Annotated in this window: 12 protein-coding genes; 8 read left to right on the forward strand and 4 right to left on the reverse strand. The window is 42.9% G+C overall.

Features of this window, described 5'->3' with window-relative positions; genetic code table 11:
* The first annotated feature begins 49 nt into the window (after window positions 1–49).
* Together OCV30_RS10020 and OCV30_RS10025 are read left to right on the forward strand one after the other, a co-directional pair.
* Window positions 50–904: an NAD(P)H-binding protein gene (locus OCV30_RS10020; protein ID WP_065678786.1), complete on the forward strand. Its 855-nt coding sequence runs from the start codon at window positions 50–52 to the stop codon at window positions 902–904.
* On the forward strand, window positions 897–1,562 hold the full coding sequence (locus OCV30_RS10025; RefSeq protein WP_065678787.1) for a YdcF family protein: 666 nt from the start codon (window positions 897–899) through the stop codon (window positions 1,560–1,562). The genes OCV30_RS10020 and OCV30_RS10025 overlap by 8 nt, the downstream gene beginning before the upstream one ends.
* A gap of 120 nt (window positions 1,563–1,682) precedes the next feature.
* Here the strand turns inward: OCV30_RS10025 and OCV30_RS10030 are convergent, their stop codons facing one another.
* Both OCV30_RS10030 and cysS read right to left on the reverse strand, forming a co-directional pair.
* Window positions 1,683–2,261 (reverse strand): thymidine kinase, encoded by a 579-nt coding sequence (locus tag OCV30_RS10030; RefSeq protein WP_065678788.1) that lies wholly within the window; start codon window positions 2,259–2,261, stop codon window positions 1,683–1,685.
* A 97-nt stretch (window positions 2,262–2,358) separates the two neighbouring features.
* Entirely contained in the window at window positions 2,359–3,744 is a 1,386-nt protein-coding gene (gene cysS / locus OCV30_RS10035) for a cysteine--tRNA ligase (RefSeq protein ID WP_065678789.1), read from the reverse strand.
* Window positions 3,745–3,934: 190 nt separating this feature from the next.
* On the opposite strand from cysS, the gene OCV30_RS10040 reads away from it, so the two are divergent.
* From OCV30_RS10040 to OCV30_RS10055, 4 genes are all read left to right on the forward strand, one after another.
* Window positions 3,935–4,429 carry a peptidylprolyl isomerase gene (locus OCV30_RS10040; protein ID WP_004734582.1) on the forward strand — a complete coding sequence of 165 codons (495 nt, stop codon included), beginning with the start codon at window positions 3,935–3,937 and terminating at the stop codon, window positions 4,427–4,429.
* A 350-nt stretch (window positions 4,430–4,779) separates the two neighbouring features.
* Complete coding sequence (gene lpxH / locus OCV30_RS10045) at window positions 4,780–5,514, forward strand: UDP-2,3-diacylglucosamine diphosphatase (protein ID WP_017098163.1); 735 nt, start codon at window positions 4,780–4,782, stop codon at window positions 5,512–5,514.
* A 123-nt stretch (window positions 5,515–5,637) separates the two neighbouring features.
* Window positions 5,638–6,855, forward strand: coding sequence for an EAL and HDOD domain-containing protein (locus OCV30_RS10050; protein ID WP_017098162.1), 1,218 nt, complete (start codon window positions 5,638–5,640; stop codon window positions 6,853–6,855).
* Between the two features lie 117 nt (window positions 6,856–6,972).
* Window positions 6,973–7,488, forward strand: a complete 516-nt coding sequence (locus OCV30_RS10055) for a YchJ family protein (RefSeq protein WP_065678790.1) — start codon at window positions 6,973–6,975, stop codon at window positions 7,486–7,488.
* 201 nt (window positions 7,489–7,689) lie between these two features.
* On the opposite strand, the gene hisIE is transcribed toward OCV30_RS10055, so the two are convergent.
* Together hisIE and hisF are read right to left on the reverse strand one after the other, a co-directional pair.
* Window positions 7,690–8,340, reverse strand: coding sequence for a bifunctional phosphoribosyl-AMP cyclohydrolase/phosphoribosyl-ATP diphosphatase HisIE (gene hisIE / locus OCV30_RS10060; protein ID WP_065678791.1), 651 nt, complete (start codon window positions 8,338–8,340; stop codon window positions 7,690–7,692).
* Window positions 8,337–9,110 carry an imidazole glycerol phosphate synthase subunit HisF gene (hisF, locus tag OCV30_RS10065; protein ID WP_017109916.1) on the reverse strand — a complete coding sequence of 258 codons (774 nt, stop codon included), beginning with the start codon at window positions 9,108–9,110 and terminating at the stop codon, window positions 8,337–8,339. The genes hisIE and hisF overlap by 4 nt, the downstream gene beginning before the upstream one ends.
* 487 nt (window positions 9,111–9,597) lie before the next feature.
* On the opposite strand from hisF, the gene OCV30_RS10070 reads away from it, so the two are divergent.
* A complete protein-coding gene (locus OCV30_RS10070; protein ID WP_065678792.1) occupies window positions 9,598–10,716 on the forward strand; it encodes an AAA family ATPase in 1,119 nt (372 codons plus the stop codon).
* The gene (locus OCV30_RS10075; RefSeq protein ID WP_065678793.1) at window positions 10,709–11,467 is read left to right on the forward strand and encodes a hypothetical protein; all 759 of its coding nucleotides are present in this window, start codon (window positions 10,709–10,711) and stop codon (window positions 11,465–11,467) included. The genes OCV30_RS10070 and OCV30_RS10075 overlap by 8 nt, the downstream gene beginning before the upstream one ends.
* The last annotated feature ends 49 nt before the right edge of the window (window positions 11,468–11,516 follow it).

The raw sequence follows: 11,516 nt of genomic DNA on the forward strand, positions 1-11,516 counted from the left end.
GGTTTGTTAGGCTTATTGTAAATTCGTCATTTGCAGTTGTGAGGAACACATGGCTTCTATATTTATTGTTGGTGCAGGATGGGTCGGTGCACCTTTATCTGAACATTTAGAAAAACATGGTAACCAAGTTGTGGTCACGAAAACGACCCAAGCAGGTGCAGACGCTGTTGGGAACAAACGAGTTCCATGTGAAGTGTTTAGTTTTGACTCATCAAAGCCAGATGAGACAATCGGTGAACTCTATTCGTTGTTACTCGAAAACAACACTGAGATAGTGATTGGTAGCTTCCCTCCAGGCTTTAGAAAGGGAGCAGGACAAGAGTACGCCGACTACTGGCAGCAACTCACCAATGCATGTCAAAAGGCCAACGTTAAGAAGCTCATAATGGTCAGTTCAACAACCGTATACCCAACTAAACCTGGCGTGTTGAACGAACTGGATGCTTCACTCCCCCTTTCAACCTCAGGCAACGAGCTCGCGTCTTCATTTTCCGATAACGCGCGTGTTATGCTGCAAGCGGAACAGTCAGTGATTAATTCTGGCATCGACTACACCATTCTTCGCTTTAGTGGATTGATTGGTCCGAACCGTCACCCATCGAGGTTTGCAAGTAAATTGAAGCAAGTGAGCACTCAAGCTCCTGCCAACATGCTTCACCTTAACGACGCGATTGGCGCAGTCGATTTCGCTATCAGTCAACTGCACAACGAAGTGGTCAACGTCACCACTCCGAATACTGTGAGCAAAGCAGAGTTCTATGCCGCAGCACTAAAAAGTGCCAATAGCAGCGAACCACTTCCCCCTCTTGTCGATACGCCGGACAAACTGATCTCGTCGAAAAAGATTCTCGACTTAGGTTACTCGTTTAAATTCGAATCCACACTGGACGCACTTCATGACTGAGCAATCTACAGCTAAGAGAAATCCCAATATAAAACTGCATCGCTCAGTCGACACCCTTTGGAACTTTATGTCTATGGGTCACAAGGTTACGCCTTCAGACTGTATTTTTGTATTGTGTAGCAACGATACTCGCGTCGCTGAATATGCAGCCGAGCTTTATCACCAAAAGATAGCGCCTTACATCGTTTTTTCTGGTGGTGTGGGACGTTTTACAGAAGGAAGCTTTGAGCGTTCAGAAGCAGAAACGTTCGCTTCTATCGCACGAGACTGTGGTGTGCCTGACTTAGACATTATCATTGAGAAGCACGCGACAAACACTGGGGAAAATGTACGGCTTACCTACGAGCTACTGGATCAGCGAGGATTATCACCTAAACGGCTGACCCTAGTTCAGAAGCCCTTTATGGAGAAACGCACTTACGCAACGTTCTGTAAGCAATGGCCTGACGAAACTTCCGAGATAACAGTGACATCACGATGGCAGAATTGGGATGATTACTTTAACGAAGAGTTGCCGTTAGACATGGTGTTAGGTGCATTGATTGCTGATTATGAGCGAATCAAATCCTACCCCGCTCAGGGCTTTCAAATTGAGATGCCGACCCCTGACGACGTTGACCATGCCTATCAAGCATTAAAGAGGCTCGGTTTCGAATAAAGCAAAAGATCGACTAAGAATAAAATAGAAGCTCGGCTCAATAAACAAAAACGGTGACACTAGGTCACCGTTTTCTAATTTGAACGCTATTGGTTTTAGCAATGCCGACTTGTAGGCTGCTTATTTACCTAACGCTTCTTTATAATGTAAACGGCAAGCCGAAACATATTGGTCATTGCCACCAATAGCGACTTGGTCACCTTCAGCAATTGCCACACCGTGCTCATCTGTACGGATCACCATATTGGCCTTACGGCCACAGTGGCAAATTGTTTTAAGTTCTACTAATTTGTCAGCCCAAGACAACAAGTAGCGGCTACCTTCAAACAGTTCACCCAAGAAGTCAGTGCGCAAACCGTAACAAAGTACAGGGATGTGCAGCTTATCAACCACTTCTGTTAGTTGGTAAACCTGCTCTTTCGACAAAAACTGACACTCATCGATCAATACACAATGACGCTTTTCTTCTTCGTTGAGTTTTTGAATTGCCTCAAACATATTGGTGTCGTTTTTAAACAGTTGAGCTTCAGATTGAAGACCAATTCGTGAACTCACTTTACCGATACCATAGCGATTATCTAATGCAGCCGTAAAGATCACTGGTGTCATACCACGTTCTTGGTAGTTGAATGAAGATTGAAGAAGCGTTGTTGATTTACCCGCGTTCATTGCCGAGTAATAAAAATACATCTGAGCCACAGAAATATTCCTGTTAATTAAAAGTTGAAGATAAAAAGGTGAAATTAGAGAATTTTTGCTAGAAAAAAGGGCTGAAAATCAGCCCTTTTTATCAGATTTACTTACGACGCCAAGTCGTACCTTCTAGACCATCTTCCAGAACAATACCTAGCTCGTTCAGCTTATCACGTGCAAGATCGGCATTTGCCCAATCCTTCGAAGCGCGAGAGTCATTACGTAGCTTAATTAGGCCTTCGATTTCAGCGACTTCGTCATCGTTACCCGCTGCATCGCCTTGCAAGAAAGCTTCTGGATCTTGGTGAAGAATACCGATGATGTCTGCTAGTTCACGCATCAGCGCACCAAGTGCACTTGCTTTTTCGATGCTTTCAGTCTTGATACGGTTGATTTCACGAGCCATTTCAAACAGCACTGAATAAGCTTCAGGTGTGTTGAAATCATCGTTCATCGCTGTAGAGAAACGAGTCACATACTCTTCACCACCAGCAGGGGCTGCTGTAACGTCTAGACCACGAAGTGATGTATAGAGACGTTCAAGTGATGCACGAGCCTGATTTAGGTTATCTTCGCTGTAGTTCAGTTGGCTACGGTAGTGACCAGACATCAGGAAGTAACGAACTGTCTCTGCATCGTAATGCTGAAGTACGTCACGGATAGTGAAGAAGTTACCCAGTGACTTGGACATTTTTTCTCTGTCTACCATCACCATGCCACTGTGCATCCAAGTATTCACATACTGGGTGCCATGTGCACAGCAAGATTGTGCGATTTCGTTCTCGTGGTGCGGGAACTGTAGATCCGAACCACCACCATGAATATCGAAGTGATTGCCAAGAATAGACGAGTTCATTGCTGAACATTCGATGTGCCAACCTGGACGACCTGGCCCCCATGGCGATTCCCACGTCGGCTCACCAGGCTTAGACATCTTCCAAAGAACAAAGTCTAACGGGCTACGTTTTGCAGAATCGATGTCAACACGAGCACCCGCTTGAAGCTGCTCAAGATCTTGCTTAGAAAGCTTACCGTATTCGTCAAACTTCTTAACTTCGAACATCACGTCACCGTTGCTTGCAACGTAAGCAAAGCCACGTTGAATTAGCTTTTCTACTAACTCAATGATCTCTGTGATGAATTCAGTCGCACGAGGCTCGACATCTGGGCGTTTCATGTTCAATGCATCGAAGTCCGCGTGCATTTCACCGATCAGACGCTCAGTCAGAGAGTCACAAGACTCGCCGTTTTCATTAGCGCGCTTGATGATTTTGTCATCGATATCAGTGATATTACGAACGAAATTCAAATCGTAACCAAGGTAACGCAGGTAACGAGTTACCACGTCAAATGAAACGAACGTACGGCCATGACCAATATGACAGAGATCGTATATGGTTACCCCACAGACATACATACCGACTTTGCCAGCTGTAATTGGTTTGAATTCCTCTTTCTGTCTTGTGAGCGTGTTATATATCTTCAGCATGATCTCTATCTATTTTATGGATTAATCAAAAATAAGATCGCAGTATAACAAGTCATACCTTAATAGGTAATACCTTTCACCACCAAATCGGCTAAACTCCTTGTTATCTATTGACGATTTCGTATTTTGAAACTCAATCAAACTAGGCTAGAATCGCCTTTCATATTAAAAAGACAGTAAGGTAACAATCATGATCATCCTTCACACAAATTTTGGTGACATCAAAGTTCAACTTAACGAAGAAAAAGCACCAGAAACAAGCGCAAACTTCCTACAGTATTGCCGTGACGGTTTTTACGACAACACGCTATTCCACCGTGTTATCGATGGTTTCATGGTTCAAGGCGGCGGCATGACTTCTGGCCTTAAAGAAAAAACAACTCGCGCGACTATCAAGAACGAAGCAAACAACGGCCTAGCGAACAAAGTGGGTACGCTAGCAATGGCTCGTACTATGGAACCGCATTCAGCGAGCTCTCAGTTCTTCATCAACGTTAACGACAACTCTTTCCTAAACTTCCGTAGCGAAAGCCTAGACGGTTGGGGCTACTGTGTATTCGCAGAAGTTGTTGAAGGCATGGACATCGTAAACAAGATCAAAGGTGTTAGCACTGGTTCTATGGGTATGCACCAAGACGTACCTCTAGAAGAAGTGATCATCACTGGTACTACAATCGAAGCTTAATTCATCGCTTTCGGTTAGGGCGTATTGACCTTTTGAGCTGATTTTTGCAGCGAGTTGCTGGGGATTTATACAAGGCAGAGGCTTTGATGTGTAGCTAGCCTACATGAGAAGCCGATAACGCAGTAAAAATGACCAGCAAACGCTGCCCAAAGGGTTCGGCTAAAAGCGTTTTACTCTTTGTTGAGGGAAATTTGCTTAGAGTGACTAGGCTGCTTATCCCTCGCCTCGATTAAAACGCTTTTATCTCGAACAAAATTTAACCGCCAAAGGTCAACACGCCCTAGTATTAATAATTGATGAGCCGATAAAATCAGGATATAGGGAGCGAATCGCTCCCTTTTTTTAGACCTATGAAAACATATTTTATATCAGATCTACACCTTGCTCCGTCGCGACAAGACATCACAGACTGCTTCTTAACCTTCATGAAGAACGAGGCCGTAGAAGCGGATGCACTCTACGTGTTGGGTGATCTTTTCGAATTCTGGATTGGTGACGACGATACAAGCGAGTTCGCGAATTCAATTCGCCAAACGTTTATAGACTTAGTTAACACTGGCGTACCTTGTTATTTCACACAAGGCAATCGGGACTTTTTAGTTGGCAAAAAATTTGCGAAACAAACAGGCGTACAGCTTCTAGATGAAGTTTCTACTATCGATATCTACGGACAAAAAGCAGTGGTATTGCATGGTGATACTCTGTGTACCGAAGATATAAAGTACCTCGCCTTTCGTGAAAAAGTTCATCAGCCCTGGTTACAATGGGTCTTTAATAGAATTCCATTTTTTATCAAAAAGAAAATTGTCTCCAAGGTTCAGTCTGATATCAAAGATGATAAGCAGACAAAGTCACTCGACATCATGGATGTAACACAGCAAGAAGTCGAAAATGTGATGAAACAACACAACGTCGATTTGATGATCCACGGTCATACTCACCGTCCAGACATACACTCCTTCAGTGCTAACAATTGCACTAAAACCCGTATCGTACTGGGTGATTGGTATACCCAAGGATCAGTTCTGGTGTTCACTCCGCAAAGTTTTGAACTACAGAATCGCGAGTTTAGCAATCGCTTTTAGCATCACGCTTAAACTTTCACTTTTATTATTATCATCGGTCAGATTTTCTTCACTTGTATATGGTAATTTCTCCTGAATTAGCTATTATTTGTCTATCAAAAATAAACCGAACACAGTACCAAGTTGAAATATTCATACGTAGCGCGTCAACCAATACTCGATGCAGACAAGAAGACCATAGGTTACGAGTTGCTATTTAGGGATGGTCCTAAGAACACTTTCCCTGAAGTAGAGCCGGAGCTCGCTACTAGCCGTTTGCTTTCCGACCACTTCTTATCTACCCACTATAATACATTGGGCGATAAGCTTGGATTCGTTAATTTTCCATATGCAAGCTTGGTTAACCTAGTCCCGACTCTATTTCCGAAAGAGAGCTTAGTTGTCGAGGTACTGGAAGACTGTGAGCCAACAGACGAACTGCTAGAAGCCATCATCACAATTTATGATGCGGGTTACACGATCGCGTTAGATGATTTTGTGCCTAGCAAAGCATGGAAACGCTTCTTACCTTACGTATCAATTATCAAATTCGACATACGTTTGATCTCAATCGCTAAAGCTGCGATGTTCATGAACACTCTGAAAGACTTGAATATCGAGTTTCTAGCGGAGAAAGTAGAAACTCACGAAGAATACCAAGAAGCAATCCAAGCCGGGTTTAACTATTTTCAAGGCTACTTTTTCAGTAAGCCGGAGATGATCCAAACTCGCGCATTAAACCCTGCTTTTTTAACCATTGTTCAACTGTTGAAAGAGATTGCCAACGATCCTATCAACTTTGCCGAAGTAGAGCGTTTGATTACCCTTGATATGACTATGTCGTATAAGCTGCTCTCTTACGTAAACTCCGCTGGTGGCTCATCAACACCGATTCGTTCATTCCACCAAGCGCTTGTTTATCTTGGTGAACAAAAACTACGTAAGCTAGTGTCACTGGTTGCTATCGCATCCGCGAAAGAAGATAAACCAGACTCACTTTATGGTTTAGCCGTGATACGCGCGCGCCAATGTGAACTGTTGGTCGAGAAAATGAACGTTAAGGTTGAGCCCGGGCAAGCCTTTTTAACTGGCATGTTCTCGCTGCTCGACTCCCTATTCGATCTGCCGTTAGTAAAAGTACTGGACTCGGTGCCGATCGATGATGAGATTAAACAAGCCTTGATTCAACGTAAAGGCGTATTAGGTGCCATTTTGGCGATGGTCATAGCTTATGAACAAGCTCGCTGGGATGAAGCAACGCGCATTCGTAAACTGCTCAAACTCAACGAAGCAGAGCTAGGTCAAGCTTATGACGAAGCAACTTCTTGGGCCCAAGACCTGCTGTCTCCTACTTTGAAATAGTTCACGTCACACAGCAACTTCAATCGAAACTCAGCTTTGGTGAGCAGTCGTTTCTTGATAAACTCCAACACATTCATTTATGGCCTCTTAACAGAGGCCATTTTACAGGATTTGACCATGTCTTTATGCCCATGTGATAGCAAAAATACTTACCAACAGTGCTGTGAATCAGCACACCTTAACCACAGTACCGTTGAAACGCCTGAACAGTTGATGCGCTCTCGTTATTCAGCGCACGTGTTGGGTTTGGTTGACTATGTTGTTGCTACTTATCATCCAAGCTGCAACGCAGAAGCGCAAAAAGAAGGTATTGCCGAATCTATCGACAGTGATTGGGCAGGTCTTGAAGTCATTGATACTGCGGCAGGCTCGCACCAAGACGAAGGCTTTGTTGAGTTTAAAGCTTACTTCAATGAAGACGGCACACAATACTGCATGCAAGAGCGCTCGCGCTTTATACGTAAAGACGACTTGTGGTACTACATTGATGGCACTTTCCCCGAGCAAGGAAATGAGCAAGAAGAACCTGAAATTGACCCACGCTTAAATCAAACCGTTGAGAGCTTTAAAATCGGCCGTAATGATCCGTGTATTTGTGGCAGTGGTAAGAAATACAAGAAGTGCTGCGGGTAACTCGTTCGACTAAGAAGTCAGATGAAGAGAAGAGATTCCTGATGTCGCTTAGGCTCCTCGGAATGACGTAAAGTCAGAGGTTAGAAAAGTGACGTAGGGCTTAGAAATCTTGAAATCTTGAAAATTAAAAAGCCCCGTAAACATATTTGTTTACGGGGCTTTTATCTATATTTTGCGTGGTTCGATTAATTCAAAGAGAGCTTACTTATGACGCTCTTTTAGCTTGTTCACCACGTCGTTCATCGATAAGCCTTGGTCTTGTAAAAGAACCATCAAGTGATAAATCAAATCTGCTGATTCACACACTAATTCCGCCTTATCGCCCGACGTCGCCGCAAGCGCGACTTCAACGCCTTCTTCGCCCACTTTTTGCGAAATACGCTTGGTGCCACGAGCATATAGGCTGGCAGTATAAGAAGATTCAGGATCGGCGTCCTTGCGGGCAGCCAGTAGCTGCTCAAGCTGATGAAGCCACACCATCTGAGACTCTTGTTGTTTGTCTCCGTCCCAGCACGTTGTTGTACCTGTGTGGCACGTTGGACCAATGGGATTAACTTTAACCAGTAAGGTGTCGCTGTCACAGTCCAAGGCGACGTTGTGCAGTTGCAATACGTTGCCTGACGTTTCACCTTTCGTCCAAAGGCGCTCTTTGGTGCGAGAGAAAAACGTCACTTGGCCAGTCTCGCCTGTTTTCTCGAGTGCTGCAGGGTTCATGTATCCCATCATCAGCACTTGGCTAGATTGGTAATCTTGAACAATAGCTGGCACTAAGCCACCCACTTTTTCCCAATCAATACGCTCTGACAATGCGCCTACTTCTGTTTTTGATAAGCTTACGGGTTCAAAACTCATAGTCGCACCTCTACATCTTGTTGTTTTAAATACTGTTTAAGTTCACCAATATTGATGACTTGTTTGTGGAATACCGAAGCCGCAAGTGCTCCATCCACGTTGGTCTTTTTATAAGCTTCAGCAAAGTGCTCCATCGCACCTGCGCCACCAGAAGCAATCAATGGAACGTTACATACTGAGCGAACCATGTTGAGTTGCTCGATGTCGTAACCATTACGAACGCCATCTTGGTTCATCATGTTTAACACAATCTCACCTGCACCACGCTTCTGTACTTCTTGCACCCAATCTTTGGTTTCCCATTTGGTTGCTTTGGTACGCGCTTCGTCGCCTGTGAATTGGTAAACCTGATATTTACCGGTTTCTTTATCGAAGTATGAATCGATACCAACAACGATACACTGCACGCCGAACTTATCAGCAAGGTCAGTGATCAGTTGCGGATTAGCCAATGCCGGTGAGTTAATTGACACTTTATCAGCACCAAACTCAAGAATACGCGCTGCATCTTCCGCTGATTTAATACCACCAGCCACACAGAAAGGAATATCAATCACTTCTGCTACACGTTTCACCCAGCTCTTGTCGACTACACGCCCATCGCTTGATGCAGTGATATCGTAAAATACTAATTCATCAGCGCCCTCTTCCGCATAACGTTGTGCTAGCGGAACGATGTCACCAATAATTTCGTGGTTACGGAACTGAACGCCCTTAACCACCTGTCCATCACGGACATCCAAACAAGGGATTATTCTTTTTGCTAACATAGATAACACCTATCCATAAGCCTTTGTTTTATATTGAATTTAAACAAATACACCAGAAACTCCATTTCACATTTTGCATCACATTTGCATCATTAAATATTAACTTTAACTAATGAAAATTGACGAATAATGCATAGCATGACTAATTATTCAATTACTATATAACAGTTTCAATCTCATTTCATGCGCTATTCTTTGAATGTAAATTCCACCGCCAGCGGTGAACATAGCGATACGCTAAATGAGTAATACGTTCACCTATGATGACATTACCTATTGTTAACACCCCATTTTAAGTTAATGGTCTAAAGTACATTATGTTTAAGATGAAAATTTAGAGATTGTATATCTATCTCGAATGCCAGTGTATGACCCAAATAAGAGCACTTCTAAACTTCATACGCTTTCATGTTGCCGTATTTTTTTTACGGAAGACTACGGCCTATGTGATATAGTTATATCAAATGTAAAAATTCGAGCACAAAAAATGCTATGTAACCTAAAGGTCAAAGGTTTCCGTAACTTTGGTGAAGAGTGTGTAGTTAACCTTCGCACTGACAAGTCTTACGAGTTTAATTCGCACGCTGTCAGAAACGGCATCGTTTCTAGTGCTGTTATGTACGGTGGTAACGGAGAAGGTAAGTCGAACCTTGGACTAGCAATCCTAGACCTAACCTGCCACCTATTAGATACCTCTAACATTATTCCTTCACTGCACGTTAACTATATCAATGCAAAAATGCCTGAGGACTCATTAGCTGAGTTTACGTATACGTTTAACTTTGAAGATGTAGAGTTGGTGTATTCCTATGGTAAAGAAAAATGCACCGAGACTGTCTATGAGATACTTCTAATAGACGGTAAGGAAGTCATAAGCATTGACCGAAGAAAGTCAGATTTAGCATCTTATAACCTTGCTGGAGCAGAGGCGCTTAAAAACGACTTTACTGGACGTAACATATCGCCGATAAAGTTTCTAGAATCCAATGCCTTGCTCGACCCAACCAAGGAAGCTAAAGCTTTTTTCCAATTTATTGAATTTGTTAAAGGCATGGTATTCTTCCGCACTCTAACAAAAGCAACTGAGTTTCATGGTGGCCCACTTGAAACCAAACGTATATCACAGCGAATTATCGAACAAGATAAGCTAAAAGATTTCGAAAAATTCCTCAACGAATCTGGTGTAGAGTGCAAACTAATCCAGACAGGCGACTCAGGAAAAGAACAAATTGAGTTCGATTTTGGCGAAAAAAGTATCGAATTCTCCCTAATCGCGTCAACAGGTACGATATCGCTTGGTAACTTCTATTATTGGTATCTGAAACTATTAAGCAAAGAAGTCACATTTGCCTATATTGATGAGTTTGATGCTTACTACCACTTTGCTCTCGCTAGGCGAATAGTAAAATTGGTATCCGAAACATCGTGCCAATCGATCATCACAACACATAACAGTACATTGCTATCCAACTATGTGCTCAGACCAGACTGCTACTACATTTTGGAGCACAATGCATTAAGACCTCTTTACGAGCTTACCTCTAGGGAACTTAGAAAAGCGCATAACCTTGAGAAAATGTATAGAGCAGGAGCGTTTGATGAGTAGTAATGTACTATTCATCTTTGAGGGGAAAAGAGCTGAGCCGAATATAGCTAGAAACCTCAGGGAAACAATACTAGAAAGAGATTCTAAGATCGTTGTCCAAACATCTTACGGAATGAACATCTACAACTTATTCAACAAGATAATAATGGATGAATATTTCGATACCTACGAATTTATAATCCAAGAACTGGCAGCAAAACTGACCCCGACAGATGATGATATAGCCGTGATGGGCATAGAAGACCCAAGTAATATTAGCGAAATATACTTGTTCTTCGATTACGATTGTCACTGTTCAAATGCCGACGATGAAAAAATTCGCCAAATGGTCGAACTTTTCAATGATGCGCAAGACAAGGGATTACTGTGTGTTAGCTATCCTATGGTAGAAGCCATACGTCATCAGAAAGGACACGACCCAGAATATCTAACTCATAGCACTGAAGACTTGAGAAACTACAAAAGATGGGTTAATGCAGCACCAGAAATAGATAAACAGTTCCAAAACTGGGGGCTATATACATTGGAAACTTGGAGCAGTATAACCAAGCAACATTTATCTAGAGTTCATTGCTTATTGACCAACACCTTAGAGTTACCTTCTGAGCCAGTTTGTATGCTTGAGGTCTTTGAACATCAAATGGGGAAGCACCGTCCAGATAATGAAGTTGCTGTTATAAGTGGTTTTCCATTGATGCTGCTCGATCACTATGGTGAGGACACTTTTAATATACTAGAAATCGATAGATAGATATTTCGGGGCAGCTTCGAGGTACACGAAATAAACAGAAAAACTCTCT

The organism is Vibrio atlanticus (assembly GCF_024347315.1).
GTDB lineage: Bacteria > Pseudomonadota > Gammaproteobacteria > Enterobacterales > Vibrionaceae > Vibrio > Vibrio atlanticus.

Coding starts and splice junctions, on each gene's coding strand:
- OCV30_RS10020 (WP_065678786.1), top strand. CDS start 50: ATGGCTTCTATATTTATTGTTGGTGCAGGATGGGTCGGTGCACCTTTA.
- OCV30_RS10025 (WP_065678787.1), top strand. CDS start 897: ATGACTGAGCAATCTACAGCTAAGAGAAATCCCAATATAAAACTGCAT.
- cysS (WP_065678789.1), bottom strand. CDS start 3,744: ATGCTGAAGATATATAACACGCTCACAAGACAGAAAGAGGAATTCAAA.
- OCV30_RS10040 (WP_004734582.1), top strand. CDS start 3,935: ATGATCATCCTTCACACAAATTTTGGTGACATCAAAGTTCAACTTAAC.
- lpxH (WP_017098163.1), top strand. CDS start 4,780: ATGAAAACATATTTTATATCAGATCTACACCTTGCTCCGTCGCGACAA.
- OCV30_RS10055 (WP_065678790.1), top strand. CDS start 6,973: ATGTCTTTATGCCCATGTGATAGCAAAAATACTTACCAACAGTGCTGT.
- hisIE (WP_065678791.1), bottom strand. CDS start 8,340: ATGAGTTTTGAACCCGTAAGCTTATCAAAAACAGAAGTAGGCGCATTG.
- hisF (WP_017109916.1), bottom strand. CDS start 9,110: ATGTTAGCAAAAAGAATAATCCCTTGTTTGGATGTCCGTGATGGACAG.
- OCV30_RS10070 (WP_065678792.1), top strand. CDS start 9,598: ATGCTATGTAACCTAAAGGTCAAAGGTTTCCGTAACTTTGGTGAAGAG.
- OCV30_RS10075 (WP_065678793.1), top strand. CDS start 10,709: ATGAGTAGTAATGTACTATTCATCTTTGAGGGGAAAAGAGCTGAGCCG.